General features: G+C 68.5%; 22 protein-coding genes. 8 read left to right on the forward strand and 14 right to left on the reverse strand.

All coding sequences use genetic code 11. From position 1 onward, the window contains the following. Positions 1–61: 61 nt before the first annotated feature. Positions 62–589 carry a hypoxanthine phosphoribosyltransferase gene (gene hpt, locus MEICH_RS0117670; protein ID WP_027893689.1) on the reverse strand — a complete coding sequence of 176 codons (528 nt, stop codon included), beginning with the start codon at positions 587–589 and terminating at the stop codon, positions 62–64. Beyond that, the gene (locus MEICH_RS0117675; RefSeq protein WP_027893690.1) at positions 552–1,508 is read right to left on the reverse strand and encodes a pseudouridine synthase; all 957 of its coding nucleotides are present in this window, start codon (positions 1,506–1,508) and stop codon (positions 552–554) included. Before MEICH_RS0117675 ends, hpt begins: the two co-directional genes overlap by 38 nt. A 65-nt stretch (positions 1,509–1,573) precedes the next feature. Between MEICH_RS0117675 and MEICH_RS0117680 the strand changes: the two genes are divergently transcribed. Both MEICH_RS0117680 and MEICH_RS0117685 read left to right on the forward strand, forming a co-directional pair. Then, positions 1,574–1,906 carry a YegP family protein gene (locus MEICH_RS0117680; protein ID WP_027893691.1) on the forward strand — a complete coding sequence of 111 codons (333 nt, stop codon included), beginning with the start codon at positions 1,574–1,576 and terminating at the stop codon, positions 1,904–1,906. Between the two features lie 31 nt (positions 1,907–1,937). Beyond that, positions 1,938–3,299, forward strand: coding sequence for a serine hydrolase domain-containing protein (locus MEICH_RS0117685; RefSeq protein ID WP_027893692.1), 1,362 nt, complete (start codon positions 1,938–1,940; stop codon positions 3,297–3,299). A 229-nt stretch (positions 3,300–3,528) separates the two neighbouring features. On the opposite strand, the gene MEICH_RS0117690 is transcribed toward MEICH_RS0117685, so the two are convergent. Beyond that, positions 3,529–4,905, reverse strand: coding sequence for a GH1 family beta-glucosidase (locus MEICH_RS0117690; RefSeq protein ID WP_027893693.1), 1,377 nt, complete (start codon positions 4,903–4,905; stop codon positions 3,529–3,531). Between the two features lie 43 nt (positions 4,906–4,948). Here MEICH_RS0117690 and MEICH_RS0117695 point away from each other — a divergent pair, with 43 nt between their 5' ends. The 3 genes from MEICH_RS0117695 (at position 4,949) to MEICH_RS27385 (ending at position 10,519) form a co-directional block, all read left to right on the forward strand. Continuing rightward, complete coding sequence (locus MEICH_RS0117695) at positions 4,949–5,785, forward strand: metallophosphoesterase (protein ID WP_027893694.1); 837 nt, start codon at positions 4,949–4,951, stop codon at positions 5,783–5,785. Between the two features lie 892 nt (positions 5,786–6,677). After that, positions 6,678–9,071, forward strand: coding sequence for a tetratricopeptide repeat protein (locus tag MEICH_RS30520; RefSeq protein ID WP_027893695.1), 2,394 nt, complete (start codon positions 6,678–6,680; stop codon positions 9,069–9,071). A gap of 47 nt (positions 9,072–9,118) precedes the next feature. After that, positions 9,119–10,519: a S8 family peptidase gene (locus MEICH_RS27385; protein ID WP_051304324.1), complete on the forward strand. Its 1,401-nt coding sequence runs from the start codon at positions 9,119–9,121 to the stop codon at positions 10,517–10,519. Positions 10,520–10,750: 231 nt separating this feature from the next. Here MEICH_RS27385 and MEICH_RS0117710 read toward each other — a convergent pair whose 3' ends face one another. The 3 genes from MEICH_RS0117710 to MEICH_RS25890 form a co-directional block, all read right to left on the reverse strand. Beyond that, complete coding sequence (locus tag MEICH_RS0117710; RefSeq protein WP_027893696.1) at positions 10,751–11,557, reverse strand: enoyl-CoA hydratase/isomerase family protein; 807 nt, start codon at positions 11,555–11,557, stop codon at positions 10,751–10,753. Between the two features lie 134 nt (positions 11,558–11,691). Continuing rightward, entirely contained in the window at positions 11,692–12,627 is a 936-nt protein-coding gene (truB, locus tag MEICH_RS0117715) for a tRNA pseudouridine(55) synthase TruB (RefSeq protein WP_027893697.1), read from the reverse strand. 61 nt (positions 12,628–12,688) lie between these two features. After that, positions 12,689–13,747, reverse strand: coding sequence for a leishmanolysin-related zinc metalloendopeptidase (locus MEICH_RS25890; RefSeq protein ID WP_169730703.1), 1,059 nt, complete (start codon positions 13,745–13,747; stop codon positions 12,689–12,691). Between the two features lie 199 nt (positions 13,748–13,946). Between MEICH_RS25890 and proB the strand changes: the two genes are divergently transcribed. Genes proB through MEICH_RS0117735 form a run of 3 tightly spaced genes read left to right on the forward strand, consistent with a single transcriptional unit; the run spans position 13,947 to position 17,307 of the window. Beyond that, the gene (gene proB / locus MEICH_RS0117725; RefSeq protein WP_036219670.1) at positions 13,947–15,095 is read left to right on the forward strand and encodes a glutamate 5-kinase; all 1,149 of its coding nucleotides are present in this window, start codon (positions 13,947–13,949) and stop codon (positions 15,093–15,095) included. Between the two features lie 36 nt (positions 15,096–15,131). Beyond that, entirely contained in the window at positions 15,132–16,397 is a 1,266-nt protein-coding gene (locus tag MEICH_RS0117730; protein ID WP_036219673.1) for a glutamate-5-semialdehyde dehydrogenase, read from the forward strand. A 19-nt stretch (positions 16,398–16,416) separates the two neighbouring features. Then, positions 16,417–17,307 (forward strand): YhjD/YihY/BrkB family envelope integrity protein, encoded by an 891-nt coding sequence (locus MEICH_RS0117735; RefSeq protein ID WP_027893700.1) that lies wholly within the window; start codon positions 16,417–16,419, stop codon positions 17,305–17,307. A 66-nt stretch (positions 17,308–17,373) separates the two neighbouring features. On the opposite strand, the gene MEICH_RS0117740 is transcribed toward MEICH_RS0117735, so the two are convergent. The 8 genes from MEICH_RS0117740 to MEICH_RS0117775 all read right to left on the reverse strand — a co-directional run. Further along, positions 17,374–17,991 carry a hypothetical protein gene (locus MEICH_RS0117740; protein WP_027893701.1) on the reverse strand — a complete coding sequence of 206 codons (618 nt, stop codon included), beginning with the start codon at positions 17,989–17,991 and terminating at the stop codon, positions 17,374–17,376. Between the two features lie 2 nt (positions 17,992–17,993). Continuing rightward, entirely contained in the window at positions 17,994–19,703 is a 1,710-nt protein-coding gene (locus MEICH_RS27390) for a CHAP domain-containing protein (protein WP_051304326.1), read from the reverse strand. 74 nt (positions 19,704–19,777) lie between these two features. Then, on the reverse strand, positions 19,778–19,909 hold the full coding sequence (locus MEICH_RS30525) for a hypothetical protein (RefSeq protein ID WP_275052630.1): 132 nt from the start codon (positions 19,907–19,909) through the stop codon (positions 19,778–19,780). A gap of 205 nt (positions 19,910–20,114) precedes the next feature. Continuing rightward, positions 20,115–20,456: a hypothetical protein gene (locus MEICH_RS0117755; protein WP_027893702.1), complete on the reverse strand. Its 342-nt coding sequence runs from the start codon at positions 20,454–20,456 to the stop codon at positions 20,115–20,117. A gap of 131 nt (positions 20,457–20,587) precedes the next feature. Next, entirely contained in the window at positions 20,588–20,905 is a 318-nt protein-coding gene (locus MEICH_RS0117760; RefSeq protein WP_027893703.1) for a hypothetical protein, read from the reverse strand. A 2-nt stretch (positions 20,906–20,907) separates the two neighbouring features. Next, positions 20,908–21,165, reverse strand: a complete 258-nt coding sequence (locus MEICH_RS0117765; protein ID WP_027893704.1) for a hypothetical protein — start codon at positions 21,163–21,165, stop codon at positions 20,908–20,910. A 43-nt stretch (positions 21,166–21,208) separates the two neighbouring features. Continuing rightward, positions 21,209–21,544, reverse strand: a complete 336-nt coding sequence (locus tag MEICH_RS25900; protein WP_036219676.1) for a hypothetical protein — start codon at positions 21,542–21,544, stop codon at positions 21,209–21,211. 2 nt (positions 21,545–21,546) lie between these two features. Then, positions 21,547–23,710 (reverse strand): SH3 domain-containing protein (locus MEICH_RS0117775; protein WP_169730704.1); only part of this gene is annotated, 2,164 nt, incomplete at its 5' end.

Here is a 23,710-nt window from a genome sequence, read left to right on the forward strand (position 1 = left end):
GTCCCCACAGCATTCGACGTTCAGCGTTCGGCTATCGGCTATCGGCCATCGACTATCGACCCTAATCCCCCTGCGACGTAATAAACGGCAAATTCCGGTCGAACTGGCTCCGGTCGAGGCCATAGCCGTAGACGAAGGCGTCCTCGATCTCGAAGCCCAGGTAGTCGATGGGGACTTCGACGCGGCGGCGGGCGGGCTTGGAGAGGAGGGCGGCGACCTTGAGGCTGGCGGGCTGGCGGGCCTCGAGCATGCGCAGCAGGTAGTTGAGGGTGATGCCGGTGTCGACGATGTCCTCCACCACGATCACGTGGCGGTTGGCGATGGGGATGCGCAGGTCCTTGAGCACCTCGACCTCGCCGGAGGTGCGGGTGGAGTTGCCGTAGGAGGAGACGGCCAGGAAGTCCATGCTCAGGGGGAGGTCGATGGCGCGCACCAGGTCGGCCATGAAGATGAAGGCCCCGTTGAGCACGCACACCAGGTGGGGCTCCTGGCCGGCGTAGTCGCGGGCGATCTCAGCGCCCAGGGCTCGGATGCGGGCCTGGATCTCGGCTTCAGTGATTTGAACGCTTCCCTTTCCGGGATGGAAGATGCTCACGTTGCGATTTTACTCGAGCCTCGCGCGGCTTTTGGGTCCGGTTCCGATCGGCGGGGTTTTCGGACGCTGCGGCTCGAGGCTTGGGCTGCGGGGCTTCCTTGCGGGGTTTGGCGGGCGCTTCCGGGGTGCTTCGGGGTTTTTCGCGCGCCGGGTGGGGCCTGGGGCGCCGGGCCTCCCGGGCGGGCTCGGACGGCTGCGGCTTCGGGCGCTGCGGCTTGGGCTTGGGGGGCTCGGCGGTGAGGGCGGCGATCTCCTCGGGGCCGAGGTAGCGCCACTCTCCGGGCTTGAGGCCGCCGAGCTCGAGCATGCCGATCTGGGTGCGCACCAGCCGCTCGACGGGGTAGCCCACCGCCTTGAGCATGCGCCGCACCTCGCGCTTGCGGCCTTCGGTCATGACCAGCCGGGCGCCGCCGTTCATGGGCTTGGCCTCGAGGGCCTTGGCGGGGCCGTCCTCGAGCTCGACCCCGCTCACCAGGCGCTTGCAGGCGGCCAGGGAGACCTCGCCGCCCCGGCACCAGGCCCGGTAGACCTTGCGCACCCCGTAGCGCGGGTGGGTGAGGCGCTCGGTGAGGTCGCCGTCGTTGGTGAGCAGGAGCAGCCCCTCCGACTCGCGGTCGAGGCGGCCCACCGGGTGCAGCCCCGGCACGTCGGGCACGAGCTGGTAGACGGTGCGCTCGGCGTGGCGGTCCTGTTTGGTGGTGGTGACGCCGGCGGGTTTGTGCAGCGCGATGACCACCTTGCGCTGGGGCAGCCGCACCCGCTCGCCGTCGAAGCGCACCACGTCGCCTTCGCCCACGCTGCTGCCGAGGTCGGCCACCTGGCCGTTGACGGTGACGCGTCCGGCCCGGATCAGCTCCTCGGCCTTGCGGCGGCTGGCGATACCGGCTCGAGCGAGAAATTGCTGCAGTCGCATATCTCCTTACTTTAAGCCACGCCGCCGCCGTATCCTACAGAGGACGCAAGACCGGAGGAGGAATTATGGCCGGGAAATTCGTGCTCCAGCATACGGCAGACGGGCAGTACCTGTTCAACCTCCAGGCCGCCAACGGCGAGGTCGTGCTCACCAGCGAGCGCTACATGAGCAAGGACGCGGCGCTGGCGGGCATCGCCTCGGTGCGCATCAACGCGCCTATCGACGCGCGCTACGAGCGGCTTACCTCGAGCGACGGCCGCCCCTACTTCGTGCTCAAGGGGGCCAACGGTCGCGTGCTCGGGCACAGCGAAACCTACAGCTCGGCGGCGGCGCGGGACCAGGGGATCGACTCGGTGGAGCACCACGCCCCGGAGGCGGAGCTCGAGGACCGCACCTAGCACGACCTGGCGCAGGCGTTAGCATGGCTCCATGAACCCTAGCGACTTGGCCGCGCTCACCGAGCAGGTCCGCGCAGGCATGGAGCAGCACCAGGTCCCCGGCCTGGCCATCGGGATCTGGCACGACGGGGAAGAATGGGCCGAGGGCTTCGGCGTGACCAGCCAGGACCACCCCTTGCCGGTCACCCCACAGACCCTCTTCCAGATCGGCTCGACCACCAAGACCGTCACCGCCACGCTGGTGCTGCGGCTGGTGGAGGCGGGGAAGCTCGAGCTCGACGTGCCCGTGCGGCGCTACCTCCCCGAGCTGAAGCTGCAGGACGAGGACGCGGCGGGCCGCGTCACCCTGCGCCACCTGCTCACCCACACCGGCGGCTGGGCCGGCGACCTCTTCGTGCGCACCGGCGACGGCGACGACGCGCTGGCGAGGTACGTGGCCGCCATGGCCGGCCTGCGGCAACTGGCCCCGCTGGGCGGGCTGTGGTCGTACAACAACGCCGGCTTCGCCCTGGCCGGGCGGGTGGTCGAGGCGGTGACGGGCCAGCCCTACGAGCGGGTCTGCCGGGAGTGGGTGCTCGAGCCGCTGGGCCTGAGCCACAGCTTCTTCTTCCCCGAGGAGGTGATGCTGCACCGCTTCGCCGTGGGGCACCTGCTGCGCGACGGGCAGCGCACCATCGCCCGCCCCTGGGCCTTAGCCCGCAACGCCAACGCCGTGGGCGGCCTTTCCTCCACCGTGCGTGACCAGCTCCGCTACGCCCGATTCCACCTGGGCGACGGCCGCAACGAGCAGGGCGAGCGGGTGCTCTCGCCGGAGTCCATGCGGCTGCTCCAGACCCCGCAGGTGCCGGCCGCCGACGGGCAGGAGATGGGCCTCTCCTTCTTCCTGCGCGACGTGAGCGGGGTGCGCGTGGTGAGCCACGGCGGGGCCACCAACGGCCAGATGTCGGCCTTCTGGTTCGTCCCCGAACGCAACTTCGCCTGCACCATCCTCACCAACGCCGACCACGGCCGCTTCCTCAACAACGGCCTCACCGCCTGGGTCCAGAAGCACCTGCTGGGCCTCGAGCCCCCGGCCCCCCAGCCCACCCCCCGCCCCGCCGCCGAGCTCGCCGAGTACGCCGGGCGCTACGTGGAGGGCGCGATGGGCAACGCCATCGAGCTCGTGCCCACGGCCGAAGGTCTCGAGTTCCGCTTCACCCCCGGCGACCGCTCCGGCATCACCGAAACCCCCGCCGACCCCCCGCCCCCATCGCCCGCCCTCTTCTACGACCCCGACCGCCTGGTGATCACCCAAGGCCAGCTCGAGGGGGCCCGCCTCGAGTTCCTGCGCGGCAAGGACGGCAGGATCGAGTGGTTGCGGTATAGCCTGAGGGTTTACCGCCGGCAGGAATAGGGAAGACGGTAGGCAAAAGTCGCGTGACTCGTGGCCTGTGGCGTGTGGTTCACCCCGCCCCTTCCCTCCCCGCAGGCGGAGAAGGTTTACCCCCCCTAGCCCCCTTGCCAAGGGGGGGACAAGGCGTCTGGCGTTTTGCGTTTAGCTATCGGCTATCGGCTATCGGCTATCGGCTATCGGCTATCGGCTATCGGCGTACGGCGTAGGACGTACGACGTACGACCCGCGCTCAGCGCTCAGCGACCCTACCACTCCCCCGCAAAAACCCCCTCCACCACTTCCCCGAGTCCTTGAGCACCCGCCGCTGGGTGGGATAGTCGGTGTAGTACAGGCCGAAGCGCTTGGAGTAGCCCTCGGCCCACTCGAAGTTGTCCAGCAGGCTCCAGGCGAAGTAGCCCTTCAGCGGGACGCCCGCGTTTATGGCCTCGAGGCACGCAGCCAGGTGGAGCTGGAAGTAGCGGGTGCGGGCGGGGTCGTGGACGGCGTCTTGCTCGAGGACGTCGGGGTAGGCCGCGCCGTTTTCGGTGATGAGGAGGGCTTTGGGCGCGTAGTCGCGGTGTAGCCGGAGGAGCAGGTCGCGCAGGACGTGGGGCACGACCTCCCAGCCCATGGCGGTGTACTCGCCCTCGGGCCTGACCTGCTCGGTGCCCAGGGGCTGGCCTCCCCGCCGGGCGCGGGCCACGAAGCGGGTGTAGAAGTTGACGCCCAGGAAGTCGAGGGGGGCGGCGATGGCCTCGAGGTCGCCCGGCAGCACCCGCGGCGGGAAGAGCGGGCCCTGCAGGAAGCCGGGAAACCCCAGCCGGAACACCCGCAGGGTGTCCTCGGGGTAGCCGCGGCCGAAGAGGGGGTCGGTGAACCAGCGGTTGAACACGCCGTCGAGCCGCCGGGCGGCGGCCTGGTCGGCGGGGGTGGCGCTGAAGGGCTCGACGGGCATGTAGTTGTTGGTGATGCCCACCTGCGCGCCCGGCACGTTGGCCCGGATCACCGGGACGGCCCGCCCGTGGGCCAGCAGCGCGTGGTGCGTGACCTGGACCGCGCGGGGGACGTTGCGCACCCCCGGCGCGTGCTGCCCGGTGGCGTGCCCCAGGAAGCTGAAGACCCAGGGCTCGTTGAGGGTGATCCAGTGCCGCACGCGGCTCCCCAGGCGCCTGGTCACCGCGTCGGCGTAGCGCACGAAGGCGTCCACGACGCCGCGGCTGGCCCAGCCTCCCCGGTCCTGCAGGGCCTGGGGCAGGTCCCAGTGGTAGAGGGTGACCCAGGGCGTGATCCCGGCCTCCAGCAGCGCGTCCGCCAGCCGTTCGTAGAACTCGAGCCCCCTGGGGTTGAGGGTGCGGCCGTCGGGGAAGACCCGGGGCCAGGCGACGGAGAAGCGGTAGGCGTTGACGCCCAGCCCCTGCATCAGGGCGACGTCCTCGCGGTAGCGGCGGTAGTGGTCGCAGGCGACGTCGCCGGTGTCGCCCGCGCGGGTCTTGCCGGGGGTGTGGCTGAAGGTGTCCCAGATGCTGGGGCCCCTCCCGTCCTCCCGCACGGCCCCCTCGATCTGGTAGGCGGCGGTGGCGGTGCCCCACACGAAGTCATCGGGGAACTGGGCACGCTCGAGGTGCATACGCTTTTTAGCTTACGGGGTAGTCTAGAGGGAGCAGGGGAGCATGAACCGACGCGCGTTTTTGGGCCTGCTGGGCCTTGGGGTCTTGGGAGGAACGGGTTTGGGGGCCTACGGCCTGGCCTCGGCCCGCGGCTTCGAGCTTTCGCGCCACCGCTACGGGCTGCCGGGGCTGCGCCAGCCGCTGCGGGTGGCGCACCTGAGCGACCTGCACTTCGGCGAACAGCACCCGGCCCAGGCGGTGCGCCGCTGGGTGGCTGTCGCCCTGGCCGAGCGCCCCGACCTGGTGGTCATCACCGGCGACTTCGTGGACCAGGCCACGCGGCCCAGAGCCTTGCGGTCCCTCGGCGACGAGCTGGCCCGCCTCGAGGCCCCCCTGGGCGTCTACGGGGTGCTGGGCAACCACGACTACTCGCACTCCGTCGACAACGCCGACCGCCGGGCCTGGCTCTCGAGCCTGACCACGGAGCTCGAGCGCGCCGGGATCGAGCTCCTGACCAACCGCGGCGTGCGCCTGCGCCCCGACCTCTACCTCGCCGGGGTGGACGACCTCTGGCACGGCAACCCCGACCTCGCCGCCGCGCTCCGGGACGCCCCCCGCGACGCGGCCACCCTGCTGCTGAGCCACAACCCCGACCTGCTGCCGCAGGTGCCCGAGTGGGTGAGCCTCACCCTCTGCGGCCACACCCACGGCGGCCAGGTCTGCCTGCCGCTGATCGGCGCCGTCCACGCCCCCTCGAGGTACGGCACCCGCTTCGCCCAGGGTTTCCACCGCGCCCCCGCGGCGGGGTTCGTCTCGAGGGGCCTTGGCACCACGTGGCTGCCGGTGCGCACGTTCTGCGACGCGGAGGTGGTGGTTTTCGACTTTGAGCCCGTGGGGTAGCTGATAGCTGATAGCCGCGCCCGGCGTTGTACGTCCTACGCCGTACGCAAAACGCAAGACGCAAGACGCAAGACGCAAGACGCCTCTTCTTTACCCCCCTTAGCAAGGGGGGCTGGGGGGGATATTCCTTCCCCGCACGCGGGGAGGGTTGGGGTGGGGTCAACCACAAGCCACGAACCACAAGCCACGAGCCACGAGCCTCCCGCTGATGGCTGACCGCTGATAGCTGACCGCTTATAAAAGCGAGGGGGTGTGGGGGAGTCCTCGCCTCGCCGTGGCGAGGACTCCCCCACGTCCGCCTCTGGCGGACGTGGCATGGCGGGCGGCTGATGTGCTCCAATCGCCCTTGGAGACAGCAGTCTCCGGGGTCCTTGCCGCCCCGCCTTGGCGGGGCGGGGTAGGGGGTTCCGCCCACGAAGCGCTGGGCGGGTAAAACCTGTAGCGTAGACCTCGGACGCGTGCGGCGAAAACCAAGCCGTGCATCAACGTCCAAACTTCCCGCCACGCCGTGGCGGGGCGTGGGGCACACGGGAAGTCACGCTCGAGGAGACGGTCGAAATGCCGTGCATCACCGTGTAAGACGCCCGTACCGGGCGCAGTGGTGAGCCCAAGAATCCCACGGATTTATCCATGGGAGTGTCAACGCTTTAGTTCTTTAGGCTGCTCGGCAGCAATAAAACCCGTGCGGGCAGGCGGGAACGGCTCCAGCGGCGGGTGGCGACGGTATAGGGGCGTTGGGGTTTGCGAATAGGCTTCAGCATAGCTTCCTCCCGAATGGCTTGGCAGCTAAGCCCAGCATGGCAAGGCAGCATGACCGGAGCCTGACCGCTGCCTTAGCTTTTGCTGAAGGACTTGGAGCGCATCCCGGGAGACGAGCGCCTACAATGGGCCTATGCTCCTCCGCACCCTGGGCGGACTCGAGCTCGAGCACTCCGACTTCGGCCGCTTAAAACCCCTATTGCTGCTGACGTATTTGCTGGTGGAGGGTCCGAGCGAACGGCGGCATCTGGCCGAGCTTTTCTGGCCCGACAACGCCGACGCCCTCAACAGCCTTTCGGTGGCCCTGACCCGCCTGCGCAAGGGCGTTCCCGGGGCGGTCGAGGCCGACGAGGTGCGGGCGTGGGCCCGCCTCGACAACGACCTCGACGCGCTCAAGGCGGCGCTCGAGGCCCGCGACTACGCCGGGGCCATCGCGCTGTACCGGGGGCCCTTCCTCGAGGGGCTCTACCTGCCCGACTGGAGCGCCGAGCTCGAGGAGTGGGTCTACACCCAGCGCGAGCACGTCGCGGGGCAGGTGCGCCAGGCCTACCTCGCGCTGGCCGAGCAGGAGGCGACCCGCAGCCGCTTCGACCAGGCCGCCAAGCTGGCCGAGCAGGCCTACCAGTTGCGGGCGGCGCCCGCCCTCGAGCCCGAGGACCTGCTGCGGCTGTACCCCCTCCTGCTGGCGGGCAACAGCTTCCTGCTGGGCGAGGTGCGCCGCGAGGCCGAGGGCCTGGGGCTGCGGCTGGAGCAGCGCCCGGAGGACGCGCGCGTGCAGTTGCGCCGGGTGCTGGTGGGGCGCGAGCGCGAGCTCGAGGCCCTGCGATCCTTGGGGCCCGGCCAGTGGGCCTGGGTTCGGGGGGGCAGCGGGATCGGCAAGAGCGCCCTGCTACGGGCGTGCAGCGGCCAGTACCTGGCGGGGCGCCCAGGGCTGCCCTACGCGACGCTCGAGCCCCTGCTGCGCGGGGCGCTGGGGCAGGGCGAGGAGGCGCTGCTGCGCCACCTCGGCCAGGCGCGGGGCCCCTTGCTGCTGGACAACTGGGAGCGGGCCGACCCCGAGAGCCGGGCGCTGCTGACCCGCCTGCGGGGCCTGGGGCGGGGCCCCGCGGTGATCGTGGCTTCGCGCGAGCCCCCCGCCTTCGGGCCCGACCTGCTGCTGGAGCTGGGGCCGCTCACGGCCGAGGCCCTGCGCGACTTCCCCGGCGCCTTCGAGCAGACCGGGGGCTTGCCCGCGCTGGTGGAGGCCTACCTGCGCGAGGAGCCGCTCGAGACCGCCCTGGAGGCCCGCCTGGCGATCCTCTCGCCCGTGGCCCGCGAGGTGTTCCTGACCCTCGCGCTCCTCGACGAGCCCGACCTGGTGCTCACCCGGCGGGCCCTGAGCCTGGAGGCCCCCCGCATGGCCGAAGCCCTCGAGGAGCTCGTCACCGCCGCCTTGATCGAGCCCTCGGGCCGCCTGCGGGTGCGCCGCCCGGTGCTCGACTACCTCGAGGGCCAGCCCTCCCTCCAGGCCGCGCTCTCGCTCCGGCTGGCCCGGCAGCGCGGCGGGCTCGAGGCCTTCCCGCTCTACCGGCGCTCGAGGCTGCTGTGGGAGGCGGAGGACCTGCCCAAGGTCGAGCAGGCCTACACCGCCTGGGCCCGCGAGCTATTGCGGCGCGGCTTCCCCCAGAAGGCCGCCGAGGTGCTGGAGGAGGCCCCCCCGGGGCCGGGCGTGCGGCTGCTGTATGCCCGCTGCCTCGAGCGCACCGGCCGCTACCAGGAGGCGCTGGAGAGCCTGCAAGCCCTGCCCGAACACCCCGACCTGCTGGCCCTCCAGGGGGTGCTGCTGTGGCGCCTGGGCCGCCCCGAAGAGGCCCGCGAAGCCGCCGAGGCCGCCCTGCAGGGGGGCACCGAGGCCCGCGCCGAGGCCCACAACACCCTGGGCAAGGTCTTCCTCTCCAGCAAGCAGTTCGACGAGGCCCTCGACCGCTTCAACCGGGCCGCCGCCCTGTTCTACAGCCTGGGCGACCCCGTCCGCCGGGCCGGGGCGCTCAACAACGCCGCGCTCACGCGGCTCGAGATGGGCGAGGAGGCCGAGCAGGCCTTCCAGGAGGTGCTGGAAGCCAGCCGCGACAACCTGCGCCTGCGGGCCGGGGCCTACCTCAACTTAGGCCTCGTCTTCGAGCGGCAGCAGGCGTGGGAGCGGGCCGAGGACGCCTACCGGCAGTCGATCACCTGGGCGCAGGAGGCCGGGCTGTTGGCCGTGGCGGTGCTGGCCTGGAACAACCTGGGCTCGGTGCTCAACAAGCAGGCGCGGCCCGAGGCTGCCCTCGAGGCCTTCGAACGCGCCATGGCCTCAGCCCGCGAGACCGGCGACCTGCGCAACCTGGCGCTGGTGCTGGCCAACATCTCCCAGCTCACCGGCAACCCCTCGGCGCTGGAGGAGGCCGTGCTGCTGCTGGAGGAAGCCGGCGACCACGACTACGCCGAGCGTTTCCGCCAGGAGCTGCGGGCGGTCAGGGCGCAGTCAGGGGCGAAGGTGCAGTCTTGAGGCGACCCGCGACGGCGGGCGTCCGGTTTGCTCCAGGAGGTCTGCGCATGCGGAAGGGGTTTATCGCGGTGCTGCTATGGCTGGCGGCTGTGGCCTGGGCCCAGACGCCCTATCCCCGCCTCGACTTAGGGCCCGAGACGGGCATCTCGGTGCTGTTCAAGGCCACGGCGACGCCCTGCGACCTGGCCCGGCTGCTCGGCGGCCTCGAGCGGCAGGGCATTAGGGCGCGGGTGCTCGAGTTCCACCGCACGCTCAACCCTTTCCGCGAAGGCCGGACCGCGCCCAACGAGCTCTACCAGCGGGTCGAGCGGGAGGTGCTCGGCGGGGCCGTGGCGGCGGAGACGCTCCGGCGGTGCGAAGCGGTGCCGCCACCTGGCCCCGGTCTCGCCGCACCCGCCGAGCTCGGCCCCTGCGAGGGGGCGTTCGCGCTGCTGGAAGTCGACGGCGTCCGCCTCAACGAGGCCATCGCCCGCATCGCCCAGAACGACTTCGTGCTGGCCGTCGACGACAGCCACAGCTCCGGCTGGACCGACGCGCCCGCCCTCGTGCAGGCCCCCCCGGACTACCGCGAGGCCGTCGGCTGGAGGCCCGGGCTCGAGGGCGGCGCGGGCGCCGGGGTCACCGTGGCGGTGCTCGACACCGGCGTCACCGACGGGGTTCTCGACAACTTCGGCTCGAGGCTCCTCCCCGGCTTCGACTTCGTGAGCAACGACCCCGACGCCCGCGAGGTCCCCGGCAACGGCGGCGCCCTGCACGGCACGCCCGTCGCGGCCCTGATCGCGGGCGAGAGGTCCGGCCTGGCCCCCAGGGCCCGGGTCCTGCCGGTGCGGGTCTGCGACGAGAAGGGCCTGTGCCGGGCCAGCCACCTCATCCGGGGGACCTGCTGGGCCTTGTCGCGGGTCTCGAGCGGCGGCCGCGACCTCAGGGCCCTGCGCACGCTGGTGCTTAACTACAGCCTGGGCAGCCCCAAGCCCATCGAGCCCCTGCGGGTGCTGCTGGCCTTCGCCCTGCAGAAGAACGCCCTCGCCGCCGCCTCCGCCGGCAACGACGGCGCCCAGGGCTACGGCGCCCTGCCCCACTTCCCCGCCCACTACGCCCCCGAGCTCGAGGGCCTGCTGGGCGTGGCAGCTCTGCAGCCCTCGCCATACGAGCCCGGCACCTGGGAGCGCATGCCCAGCAGCACGGCCGGGCCCCACGTCGAGATTTCCGCCCCCGGGCTCACCGCCCTGGCTGCCTACGGCGGCACCTCCTTCGCCACCGCCTGTGTCACGGGCGCCCTGGCGCTTTGGCGCAACGCCTGCCCCGACCTCGTCCCCGCCTCCGTCGAGCTCAAGCTCCGGGCCAGGGCCACCCGCGACCCGCTCAGCGGCCTGGTGTTCCGCCAGTTGGTGGGCGACGGGATGCTCGATCTGCGGGCGGGGTTCAATTGCGATCCGGGGGCTCCGTGACTGAAGGACGTCGATAGTCGATAGTCGATAGCCAATAGCTGATGGCCGATAGCTAAACGCAAAACGCAAGACGCAAGACGCAAGACGCAAGACGCAAGACGCCCCTTCTTTGCCCCCCTTAGCAAGGGGGGCTAGGGGGATAAACCCTCCCCGCATGCGGGGAGGGACGGGGAGGGGTCAACTACACGCCACGAGCCACACGCCACAGGCCTCCTACACCTTGCCAACGGCCTATAGCGGCGCTTTCTTCTGGAAATTCGGCCTGCGCTTTTCCTTCAGCGAGGCCAGGCCTTCCTTGGCGTCGGGGCCTAGGAAGCCGAGGAACTCGAGCGCGAGTGAGGTGTCGAAGGTGGGGCCGGCCAGGCGCAGCCAGTTGTTGAGGGCGTACTTGCTCCAGCGCAGGGCGGTGGGGGAGCCTTTGGCGAGCTTGCGGGCGATCTCGAGGGATTTGGCGTAGACCTGATCGTCCTCCACGCACAGCGAGACCAGCCCCAGCCGCTCGGCCTCCTCGCCGCTCATGGGCTCGTTGAGCAGCAGGTAGTACTTGGCCTTGTTGAGCCCCACCAGCAAGGGCCAGACGATGGCCGAGTGGTCGCCCGCGGCCACCCCCAGCCGGGTGTGCCCGTCGAGGATGCGGGCGGTTTTCCCGGCCACCGTGATGTCGCACAGCAGGCCCACCGCCAGCCCGGCCCCCACGGCGGGCCCCTCGAGCGCCGCCACCGTGGGCTTGGAGCAGTTGATCACGTTGTACACGAGGTCGCGGGCCTCCTTCCACACCCGCACCAGCGCCTCGTAATCGGCGATCATCTCCTCGATGAGCTCGAAGTCGCCCCCCGCCGAGAAGGCCCCGCCCTCCCCGCGCACCAGCACCGCGTTGACGCTCTCGTCGGCGTCGATGTCGCGCCAGACGTAAGCCATCTCGCGATGCATCTCGGCGTCGGCAGCGTTGAGACGGCCAGGGCTCGAGAGGATGACCTCGAGAACCCCTTCCTCGGGCTCAGCGAAGCTCAGGCGTTGGTAGGCGTCTTTCCAGGACATGGGTATAGCTTAAGCGGTCAGCGATCAGCGGGAGGCCCATGGCGTGTGGTTCGTCGAGGGCCCAGGGCCAAGGCGTCTTGCGTACGTCGTACGACGCAGGACGTACGACCTAAAACGCACGACCCGCGCCCAGCCTACCCCTCCCCCTTAAACACCCGCCGGATCTTCAGCTTGAACCCGTCTCCCTCAGCGATCGCGAGCAGGCGGCGGTGGCGGTCTACCAGGGCTACCACGCCGCGAGCGGGGATGGGGAGGGGGATGCCCTCGAGCACCTTGCGGGCCTCGGCGTGGGAGAGTTCGACCACGGGGCAGGAGAGGGCCTCGAGCTCGCCCAGGGTCTGCTTGGGGTCGATGGCGCGGGGGTTCTGGCAGCGCTCGAGGCCCACGTTGCCCACCCGCGTGCGCACCAGGCCCGACAGGAAGGCCTTGCCGCCCAGGCGTTCGCCCAGGTCGCGGGCGAAGGAGCGGATGTAGGTGCCCGAGCCTACCACCACCCGGATCACCGCGGTGGGGAAGGGGCCCTCGAGCCGGGGCAGCTCGACCTTTCGCCCCTTCTCCTGCAGGCTCCAGCCGTTGACGGTGGGGCCGATGCGGTAGGGCGTAGGGGCGGGGTCGAAGGCGAGGAGCTCGAGGCTGATGTAGCGCACCGGGCGGGGGGCGAGCTCGAGCTCGTGCCCCTTGCGCGCCGCCTCGTACGCCCGCACCCCCCCGACCTTCACCGCCGAGTAGGCCGGGGGCAGTTGCTCGGTGAGGGTCAGGAAGTAGGGCAGGGCCGCCTCGACGTCCCTGCGCCCGAAGGGCACGGGCTCCGCCGACGGCGGGGGCTCCTCGGCGTCGAGGGTGGGCGTGGTGGCCCCGAAGGACACCCAGGCCAGGTACTCCTTGTCCTCGGCCGACAGGTAGGGCACCAGCTTGGTCGAGGCCTCGCTCGCCAGGATCAGCACCCCCGAGGCCAGGGGGTCGAGGGTGCCGGTGTGGCCCACCCGGCGCGTGCCCAGGTGGCGGCGGGCCAGGTCCACCACGTCGTGGGAGGTCAGGCCCAGGGGTTTATCCACGGCATAGAGCGCCATGCGAAGGGATTATAAGCGGAAACCCGGGACCGATACGGCCCCGGGCTCGAAGGGGTTCGGGTTACTGCACCGTGCCCTTGGGCTTGAGCAGGATGATGTTGAGCGGGGTCTTGGCGGCGCTCGAGGCCTTGAGCCCCGGCAGGCTGTAGGGGTCGGCGGCGGCGTAGTTGACCGTGTAGCCCATGTCCTGCAAGGAGCCGATCGTCACCCGGCTCAGGGGGTTGGCCCCGCTGTCGAGGTAGCCGGTCATGATCTCGTTGTTGAAGACCGACTCCCGCCAGTGGCTGTCGCGGGTGCCGGCCCCGCCGGTGTTCTCGACGGGGACGTTGCCCGCGCCGCCCAGCGCCTGCCACTCGCGCACCGCGTTGGCGCCCACGAAGCGCGGGTCGCTGGTGCCCGCGCCGACGAGCAGGCTGCGCTGCCAGTTCCACAGCGTGCCGATGCCCAGCACGTGGCCCATCTCATGGAAGATCACCTCGTCGAGCTGGCCGTCGGCCTCGAGCTGCGCGAGGTCGGCGGAGTCGAACATCATGATGCCGTAGAGGGTGAGGCGGTCGGGGTTGCGGTCGTAGCACGGCCCGGCCTGCCCCAGGATCTGGCCCGGCCCGTCGATGGGCACCACGGCGGCGTCGATGAGGATGTCGTCAACGGAGCCGTTGAAGGCGGAGAACCCGTCCTCACAGTCGTTGGCGGGGATGGTGAGGTTGGTGCTGGCGAAGCCCTGGGTGATGACCTGCTCCCACTTGGCCGCCGCCGCCTCGAAGGCGGCCTGCTGGCTGGGGGTGGGGCTGCCGGTGAAGCGCAGCGTGATGTCGTAGGGGTCATCGGCGGGCGGGTTCACGGTGATCGATACGGTCGCGCTATCTTCCAGGCCGCTGGGGTCGCTGACGACGAGCTTGGCGACGTAGCTGCCCGCGGCGTTGTAGGTGTGCTGGCGCGTCGAGCTGGAGGTGCAGTTGCTGAGGGTGTACTCGAAGGTGCCGTCGTTGTTCACGTCCAGCTTGCAGGTCAGCGCGTTGCCATCAGGATCAGAGATACTCCATGAAAAAGTCACCTGGAGAGGGGCGGGGCCCGAGCCGGGGGTGCGGCTAAAGGAGCCAATGGTAGGGGGTTTGTTCATCGGGCATGCGGTAAGAAGCATCAACAAGCCCATAGCTAGCGCGACCAACGGAATACGTTTCACGGTTTCCCTCCCGTACGCCCCATCGTACCAGAGACCGCAGAATACCCATGGGCAAGTTGGACGGGGCGACAATCCTGACTCAGGTCATAGCGCAGGCGTTCAGCAGGCCGAAAACGGGTGTTATCCTGGGCTCAGGATGACGCCGGAGCGCACCCCCCTTCCCCTGCCGCAGTACCGCCGTGTCGTGCTCAAGGTGGGGAGCGCGGTGCTGAGCGGTAGGGAGGGGCGCTCGAGGCAGATCGCCATCGCCGAGCAGGTCGCCCGGCTGCGCGGCGAGGGGCGCGAGGTGGTGCTGGTGTCGTCGGGGGCGGTGGCGACGGGGGTCGCCCGGCTGGGGCTGAAGGCCCGGCCTAAGACCATGCCCGGCAAGCAGGCGGCGGCGGCCGTGGGGCAGCCGGTGCTGATGCAGTTGTGGGAGCAGGCGCTGGCCTGGTACGACCTGCGGGTGGCCCAGATCCTGCTCACCGCCGAGGACCTCGCCCACCGCCACCGCTACCTCAACGCCCGCCACACCCTCGAGACGCTGCTGGAGTGGGGCATCGTGCCGGTGATCAACGAGAACGACACCGTGATGGTGGAGGAGATCAAGTTCGGCGACAACGACCAGCTCTCCGCCCTCATCGCCTCGCTGGTGGGCGCCGACCTCCTGGTCATCCTCTCCGACATCGAGGCCCTCTACGACGCCGACCCCCGCCACAACCCCCACGCCCGCCCGGTGCCCTACGTCGAGCGCGTGGACGCCGAGGTGCTGCGGATGGCCGGGGCCGACCCCAACGGGGTGGGGACCGGGGGCATGCGGAGCAAGCTGCTGGCCGCCGAGAAAGCCCAGGCCGCCGGGATCCCCATGCTGCTGCTGCCGGGCACCCGCCCCGGGGCGGTGCTGCAGGCGTTGCGCGGCGAGCCGGTGGGCACCTTCTTCGCGGCGGGGCAGCGCCGCTACAGCGGGCAGAAGCTCTGGCTGTACCAGCTCCCCAAGCCGGCGGGGGAGATCGTGGTGGACGCCGGGGCCGCCCGGGCGCTGCGGGAGGGCGGGGCCTCGCTGCTGCCGGCCGGGATCCGGGCGGTGCGGGGCAGCTTCGGGGTGGGGGAGCCGGTGCGCTGCCTCGACCCCGCGGGCAACCTGGTGGGGGTGGGGCTGGTCAACTACAGCTCCGCCGAGATCGAGCGCGTCAAGGGGGCCAAGAGCCGCGACCTCGAGGCCATTTTGGGCTACAAGCACTCCGACGAGGTGATCCACCGCGACTACTTCGCCCTCGCCAGCGAGCTGGCCGCGCTCAGCCCCTGAGGGAAAGGGCTCGGGGCTTCGGGTAAACTCGAGGGCATGATCGGCGAGATCGGGCACCGTTCCATCGTGGAGATGGCCCAGCGGGCCAGGGAGGCCGCCCGGAGGCTGGCGAGCGCTTCGCCGGCGGCCAAGGCCCAGGCCCTGCGGCAGGCGGCGGCACGGCTACACAGCGACTGGGACGCCCTCGAGGCCGCCAACCGCCACGACCTCGAGGCCGCCGAGGCCATGGGGCTCTCCAAGGCCAAGCTGGACCGCCTCAGGCTCACGCCCAGGGTGCGCGACGACCTCGTGACCGGCCTGCTCCAGGTGGCCGACATGCCCGACCCGGTGGGCGAGATCGAGGGCCTGACCCTGCGCCCCAACGGCCTGCAGGTGGGCCGCATGCGGGTGCCGCTGGGCGTGATCGGCTTCATCTACGAGTCGCGCCCCAACGCCACCGTCGAGGCCAGCGCCCTCGCGCTCAAGGCGGGCAACGCCATCGTGCTGCGCGGGGGCAAGGAAGCCTTCCGGTCGAACCAGGCGCTGGTGCGGCTGCTGCAGGAGTCGCTGCAGCAGGCCGGCCTCCCCGCCGAGGCCGTCCAGCTCGTCCCCACCACCGACCGCGCGGCCATCCTCGAGCTGTGCCACCTGGGCGGCCTGCTCGACCTCCTCATCCCCCGCGGCGGCAAGGAGCTCATCGAGCTCGTGCGGCGCGAGGCCCGCATGCCGGTGCTGGCCCACGCCGAAGGGGTCAACCACCTCTACGTGGACGACGGCGCCCCTGTGGATAAGGCTGTGGATATCGCCGTCAACGGCAAGGCCCAGCGGCCCAGCACCTGCAACGCGCTCGAGAAGGTCCTGGTCCACGCGGCCGCCGCGCCCGAGTTCCTGCCCCGGCTCGAGGCCGCCATGACCCGCGCCGGGGTCGAGCTGCGCGGCTGCGAACGCACCCGCGAGGTCCTGCCGGGCGTCAAGGCGGCCGGCGAGGAGGACTGGTCGGCCGAGTACCTCGACCTGATCCTCACCCTCAAGGTCGTGGACTCCCTCGAGGAGGCCCTCGCCCACGTCGCCCGCTACGGCTCGCGCCACACCGAGGCCATCTGCACCAACGACCACGCCCACGCCATGCGCTTCCTGCGCGAGGTGGACGCCTCCTTGGTGCTCGTCAACGCCTCGCCCCGCTTCAACGACGGCTTCCAGCTAGGCCTGGGCGCCGAGATCGGCATCTCCACCAGCAAGCTCCACGCCTACGGGGTGATGGGGGTGCGCGAGCTGACCACCACCAAGTGGATCGCGCTGGGCGACGGGCAGGTGCGGGAGTGAACCTCGAGCACACCGCGCCATGAACCCCCGGCTCTCCCGGATGGTCCGGGCCTACACCAACGCCCACATCCCCTTCTTCGCGGCGGCCCTGTCCTACTACGCGCTGTTCAGCCTCATGCCCCTGCTGTTTCTGCTGGTGGGGGTCTTCGGCTTCGTGCTCTCGGGCAACGAGGGCCTGCGCGACGCCTTTTTGGTGCGCCTCGTCGAGCTCACCGTCTACCTGCTGCCCACCCAGCCCGAGCTCGCCAACGGCCTGGTGGGCTTCCTCACCCGCGGGGCCTTCCCGATCACGCTGGGCAGCCTGCTGGTGCTGCTGTGGGCCTCGAGCGGCTTCTTCGCCTCGCTGGCCTACGCGCTGGGCATCATCTTCGGCGGGCTCGCCCCCCACCTGCACCAGGCCGAACTGCCCACCCCCATGGAAGGCTATACCCCCATGACCGGGCAGAAGCTGCTGCGGGCCGGGCAGCGGGTCTGGCGCTACGTGCGCTCGAGGGTGCTCGCCCTGCTGGCCCCGCTGCTGCTGGGACTGGCCCTGATCCTGCTGGCGCTGGGGGGCTTGGCGCTGTCCTTCCTGCTGCGCTACCTGCCCCCCGAGCTGGGGATCCTGCGGGGGGGCCTCGAGTTCATCCTGCCCTTGCTGGGCGCTTTCCTGCTCTTCCTCGTCACCTACACCCTGCTGCCCCTGCCCGCCCCACGCCTCGGCGCCGCGGTGGTGGCGGCGGGAGCGGCAGCCCTGGCCTGGGACGGCATGCGGCTGGGGCTACCCTTGCTCCTCCCCCGTGCCCAGTACTACGAGGTGCTCTACGGCCCCATCGCCGGGTTCCTGCTGGCGATGGTGGGTTTCTACCTCACCATGTGGATCCTGCTGGTGGGCGCGGTGCTGGCCCGGGGGCTCTCCGAGGCGGGGTAGTCGCGCCGAGGTCCCCGGTCCTGAACTCGAGGGTCGGGCGCGAGCTAGGCTTCATACCTCGACAGCTCAGCGCCTACGGTACTCCTCATCGGTCATGCTGACCGTCCAAACGATGCTGTTGTCAGGTGCGTAAGCGGCGTTCGACTCCTCCGGCAAAAGGCAGTAGATGAAGTAGGGTGTGCCGTTTGGAAACCGCCCCTTGGTCAACATGAATTTCTGCATGTAGATCCCGTCGCTATCGGCCCCGCACAGGCTGGCGAAGAAGGGAGCTGGGCCATCCTGAAAACCGCCCAGGTTGCCAACCATGAGGAGCATGAAGTCCTGAACCATGCGGTGATCAACAATTCTTGGCATTTCTTCGGGGTCGTCGGTGCCGAATAAACGCAGCTCAGCTTGAATGACCCGCCCCTCAAGATCTTTCACGAGCGTTACTAGTGCCGGCTGAGAAGACCTTCCTGTAGAATCGCGCAGAAGCCTAAAGAAGTGGAGGATCTTTTCTATACCTTCTGCTCCCTCGTAGTCGCAGCCGTACTTCTGGCAGAAGTCCGTCCCGCGCAGCGAGCCGGCGGTGCCGAACAGCGGCGTGCGCCCGGTTGGGGGCCGCCGGGAGACGGTCAAAGCCCCCACGGCCAGGGCTATGCCTACGGTTATGCCCATATAGATGATCAGGCTGCGGTACCTCATTTCTATACCTTTCTGAGCCAGCATTTGGGGACAAAGTTCTCGTACGGATCTACGGTCCAACACTCCTTCCCGTTTTCGATAGTCTTCTTCAAACGGAAGTTGGTCGTAAATTCAATGCCCACGTTTTGCTGCGCCACGGTGACGTGTTCATCGGATACCTCAGCCACCACGGCCACATGGCCGTAGCTCCCTGTCGCGAACACCATGAGGTCGCCCTTGCGGGGCTTAGTGGGACTGCCGTTGAGGTACTGCGCCAGGCCGGAGTAACCCATCTCCCCGTCTTTGAGGCCCTCTGTGTACATCTTGATGGCCCCAGTGCCATAGCCCAAGCCAGCCAACATGTGGCCGTAAATAAGCCAGTAATACCTACGTGCGAACTCCACGCACTGCCATTTCTGCCCCATGTATGTATCATTCAAATGGTTAGGACCGTAAGAGTCGCCTTCTGCCAGCCCGTGGTAGAACCCTTCAACCCCGTCGAGTGACCCTATAGGGATTCCTTTACCCTGCTCGTCCCGCTCCTCTTTGGTCAAGCCGTCGGCCTTGGAGTCAAGTAGCTTTTGTCGCTCCGCAAGGGGGCGTACTACCAAACCCTCAACCTTGGCAGGCTGTTGAGGTTTGTCGGCCTTGTCGGGCTCGGACTTGCCTAACTCGCGGAGAGATGAATACAGCATCTCTGCGCTAATGGCCACCTGCTCTGCATGGAGGCTGGCGTTGACAATCTGTCTGGCCCCTATGAAGTCCTGAAGGTCGGGCTGCTTTCCTTTTGGCAAGCGACCGTCGAGGGAGTTCTGTGGAGCTTGCCTTCTTGGACGGAAAGTCCCAGCACGCATTCCTTCCACGAGGATTAATGCCGACAGTTGAGGGTATCGAACTACCGCGTCCGGGTCTTCGACAATGTTCGGGGTGACGCCGTTGACAGTGAAGCCCTCTTCCTCGATAATCTGTTGCCACTTCATGTAGTTGCTTTTGCCGGTGATCTGAACGTATCCCCTGCCACGGTACTTGTAACCGTCGCCCGGCTGGGTGTTCTTCAGCTCGTTGAGGTTGCGCTGCCTGCGCTCCTCAAGGAATCGCTGGAGCCGTGCAGAGTCGTTCCTAGGTAGGCGATAAATCTGGTAATCATCGTCCCAAATGCTAGGATTTGGCCCGTACTTCGCCTCGAAATACGCGTATGCGGAAGCCCCACTGTAAAGCTCTGTCAGCGATCTTCCCATGTTCGATTCCCAAGCCGCAGTAGCGACGATGTACGCAATGTGAGCAGGGTCGGTGACCCCGGCGTTTTTACTGGCTTCCAGGATTGTCCTGACATGGGGGATGAACTGGCGAATGGCTTCGGGGTTGGAAGGCTTGCCCATTTTCTTGGCGGCCTCCGGTAAGGCTTTTAGGACCGCTTTCTCGAGCCCACCCCAGTCCATGTCCTGACGTTGATCGCCCCTGCTATCGGGAGAGGGACCGGGTGCGGGTGTACGGGACGACTCCTGGCGTGTAGGTTCAGGCCCCAGCGGGCTTTCTGTCGTTGGCCGCAGCACGAAGTTATCGAAAACCAGGTCCTTACGGTCGTCGGGCTTGGGGCTGGGGTCGCGCTCGCCCACGATCCTGACGTAATCCACCAGCAGGGTGTTGTCGTTCTGGTACCGGCCCCGGACCAAGGCCCCGTGGTCGGCGCGCTCGAGGTAGAAGCTGCCGTTCGGCAGGACCGCGCCGGTCATCCTCCAGGTGATCCCGCTGCCCGGCGTCACTCTGTAGAGCGCGGAGAGCCGCCCGTCGGGCGCGCGGTGGATCTTCAGAGGGCGGGCTGGGCGGGGGCTGTGGCAGCTTGGGGGGCCTCCGCCTCCCCCCGGTAGGCCCGCAGCAGGCCGGCCTTCAGCCCCTTGGCCCTCCCCAGGAAGGTCAGCACCGCCTCCAGCAGCGGCACCCCGGTAGCCGCCTCGGCCTCGCGCAGGGTGTGGGCAGTCTCGCCGGCGCTCAGCCCCTGCCGGTAGGCCCGGGCCAGTTCGTGGGCCGCCCGGCGGTACCCCCCGCAGTACCCCCCGCAGGGCCTACTCGGCCTGCTTGACGCCGTGGTATTTGCGTTGGGATTCTCTGGAAGCTTCCTTCACGCCTGCTTCCCCGAGCTACCCCTATAGAATCTTGGCCGCCCGCATGATGGCCGGGATCAGCACCATGTCATCGAAGGTCGGGCCGTCGTAGTCTTTGCGCTTGTTTGCTAGCCCCTTGAAGTATTCCCAGTTGGCGGCGTGGAGGAAGGTGTCCACCCCGTCACGGACGTGCTCGAGCATCCAGGGGTGGTCCTCCTCGGGGATCTCGGGGTAGGTCCTGAGGACCTGCAGGCACAGCCGGTCGACGAGCTCGCCGCTCACCTGCTCGCGGCGGTCCACAGCCTTGAAGATCTCGGCCAGGGTCTTGCCCCTGACCACGTGGTAGTGGCTATGGGTCAGCTCTGAAGGTTCCTTCACGTCCACGTTACTTCCTCCCCTTAATCCTACGGTTTAGCTCGGACACCCAAGCTGGGTCAAATGTCGATGTTTCTGCCTTGAACTGCAAGGCCCCTCCTCGCCTCGGGGTCGGGTAGGTAGATAGCCGAGCAACCCACCTACAAAATTTTGGCGGCCCGCATGATGGTGTTTACCAATAGGTCAGGAGATTTTGCGTGAAGGGCTAATTTCTTGAAGTAGTCCCAGTTGGCGGCGTGGAGGAAGGTGTCCACCCCGTCACGGACGTGCTCGAGCATCCAGGGGTGGTCCTCCTCGGGGATCTCGGGGTAGGTCCTGAGGACCTGCAGGCACAGCCGGTCGACGAGCTCGCCGCTCACCTGCTCGCGGCGGTCCACAGCCTTGAAGATCTCGGCCAGGGTGTGCCCCTTGATCGTGTGGTGCCAGCTCTTGATCTCATAGCTGGGTTCCTTAGGCATTGCTATTTCCTCCCCTTGATTCTACGGTTCAACTCGGACACCCAAGCTGGGTCAAATGTCGATGTTTCTGCCTTGAACTGCAAGGCCCCTCCTCTGCCCGCCGTGGGATAGGCCGAGGTGGTGAACTCGTAGTTGGCGATGACCCTTGCATCCCCTGTGGGCCTGGGGACACGGATGGACTCATCGATCAGCGCTTTCCTGGGGATTTTGATGACCACCTCGGGCAGCCCGCCGGTGAATCCGTACCAGCGGCCCTCCAACTGGGAAGTGTAGGCCGCTTCTTCGCACGGTAGTTAGTAGTTATTAGATGACTTTTGCCGCCCGCATGATTGCAGGAATCAGAATGTTTTCATCATAAGTTTTGCCATGATGGTTTTTACGATACTCAGCCAATTCTTTGAAGTATTGCCAGGGGAATTCCTGGATAAAAAGATGGGCGTCTTCTCGGACGTGCTCGAGCATCCAGGGGTAGTCCTCCTCGGGGATGGCCGGGTAGGACTTCAGCACCTGCAGGCAGAAGTGATCGATCATCTCGTCTGTAACTTCCTCCGGGTTATTCGCTGCTTTGTACACCTCGGCGATGGTCTTGCCACGTACAGTATGGAAATATTGCTTGGACGATTGGGCGGCTTCCTTCACCGTTACTTCCTCCCTCGTACTTTAGGCTCTTTCAGCCGGATTATCCAAGCCTCGTCGAAGTTGGTAGTCTCAGCCATGAACTGCAATGCACCACCTTTGCCGGCGCTTGGATAGGCGCTTGTGGTTAGCTCCCAGTTAGCAACATCGAGATTATTGCCCGTGGGGCGAGGAACTTCAATGCTGTCTAGTTTTAGGGCGTTCTTAGGAATTTTAATGACCACTTGGGGTAGCCCATCAGGATTTCCAATGTCCCATGGCTGTTGCTGATACCAACGACCCTCAATTTGTGACATGTATGCGGCCTCTTCAGGGCTCAGGGTCCCTACGTTTGTCATGAACCCAGGCCTGTCAATCCGCCCCTTCTCGGCATAACGCCTAGCGACAGCCTCTCGCACATAGCGGTAAACGTACTCCTCCTCCTCCAGCATCGCCAGCAGCAGCCTCCTGTACCGCTCCCCGAACTGCGCGTCGCGCAGGCGCTCCGCCTCGCTGAGCTCGGCCAGCTTGAGGGGCATCTTGCCCTGGTAGAGCTGGTCGAGCATCCCGTTCCTGGTCTTGGGGTCTTGCAAGAGAGCCAGTTCCTCTCTTGTCAGGTTCCTGGTCTGCACCGGGTACTCGAGCTTAAGCCTCGCCAGCTCCTCCACGAACTCGGGCCTGATGCTCCAGGGGTCCATCTCGCGCAGGGCCCGGGACACGCGGGCGGCGGGGTGCTCGGCGAGCAGGCGCTCGAGCGTCGCCGGGCTGCGGGTGATCTGGAGCAGGGCCTTCAGCTCGAGGGGGTCGGGGACCTTGCCGAGGAGGCGCTCGAGCTGCCGGGCGTCGTTGCCCGCCATGCGCAGCAGGGCCTGGCGCTGGGCGTCCGGGAGCTTGGCGAGGGCCGGGGGGAGCTGGGCGGGTGCCGCTGCTTCGGGGGTCTGGCCTAGCTGGACCCGTTGGCCCTCGGGGGTGACGACCTCGCCCCCGGGCTGGGAGCGGGGCGGGACCTTGACCTGGCTGTACTGCTGGAGCTTGCCCCAGCTACCCCGAACACCGGCGGCGGCCAGAAGGGCGCCGAGGATGCTTCCCACCATGCGCAGGAAGGCTTTGGAGGCCTCGGCGCGTCGCTTGGGGTCGCCGTTGGCGGCCCAGGCGGCCTTGATCCAGGCCTGGCCGTGCTGGACGGCCTGCTCGAGCGAGAGCACGAACCCCGCGCCCGCCACGGCGATAACGACGCCCTGCAGGGCCATCGCCAGGAACTTGGTGACCAGGGTGGGATCGGGGGCGGCGGCCAGGGCTCCGGCGACGAGCTCGGCGCCGACCAAGGCTACGGTGGTCGCCACGATCTCGGGCCAGTGGTCTTTGGCGAGCTGGACCAGCTCGCCCAGCACCTCGCCCAGGTACTGTGGCGACTCGAGCACCGACCTCACGACGTCCTCGAGGTGATCCCCGAGGTTCTTGGCCTTGGCCCACAGGCCGCCGGTGATGGAGCCGTCGCCCACCACCCCCTTGAGGGTCTGGGCGAAGGCAGGGCTGGGGACCCAGATGAGGGTGTCGGCCTGGAAGCCCACCCGCCGCCAGTCCCCGCTCTGGCCCTGCACGGCCTTCGGGTTGGCGTAGGCCAGGACGTTGACGTAGAAGCGCAGGTCCTGGCCTGGCCGCACCAGGTCCTGGTAGAAGCGCTGCGCGATCCCGATGGCGCTCTCACCGCTCTGCACCTTGTAGAGCCGCGACCCGGGGTCGGGCAGGTTGGTCTTGACCCAGCGCTTTGCCACGTACCCCGACCGGCCGCCCGCGATCACCCGGAGCCATTCCCCGGGCGCCTCCGAGACCACGAACACCCGGTCGTTGAAGCGGAGGGTCGCCAGGAGCCTGCTGCCGGGATCGGGGGCCAGGCGCAGGTTGGCCTCGTCCACGAAGACCACGCCGGGCTTGTTGACGGGTTCCTCGGCCTGGCCGGTCTTCTCCTTGCGCTGGAGGGCGGGTGACGCTTGGGCGGGTGCGGGCCGGGGCTCCTCCCCCCGGTAGGCCCGCAGCAGGCCGGCCTTCAGCCCCTCGGCCCTCCCCAGGAAGGTCAGCACCGCCTCCAGCAGGGGCATCCCGGTGGCCGCCTCGGCCTCGCGCAGGGCCCGGGCGGTCTCGCGCGCCCCCAGCCCCTGCCGGTAGGCCTGGGCCAGCCTGTGGGCCACG

This window comes from Calidithermus chliarophilus DSM 9957, assembly GCF_000430045.1.
Lineage (GTDB): Bacteria > Deinococcota > Deinococci > Deinococcales > Thermaceae > Calidithermus > Calidithermus chliarophilus.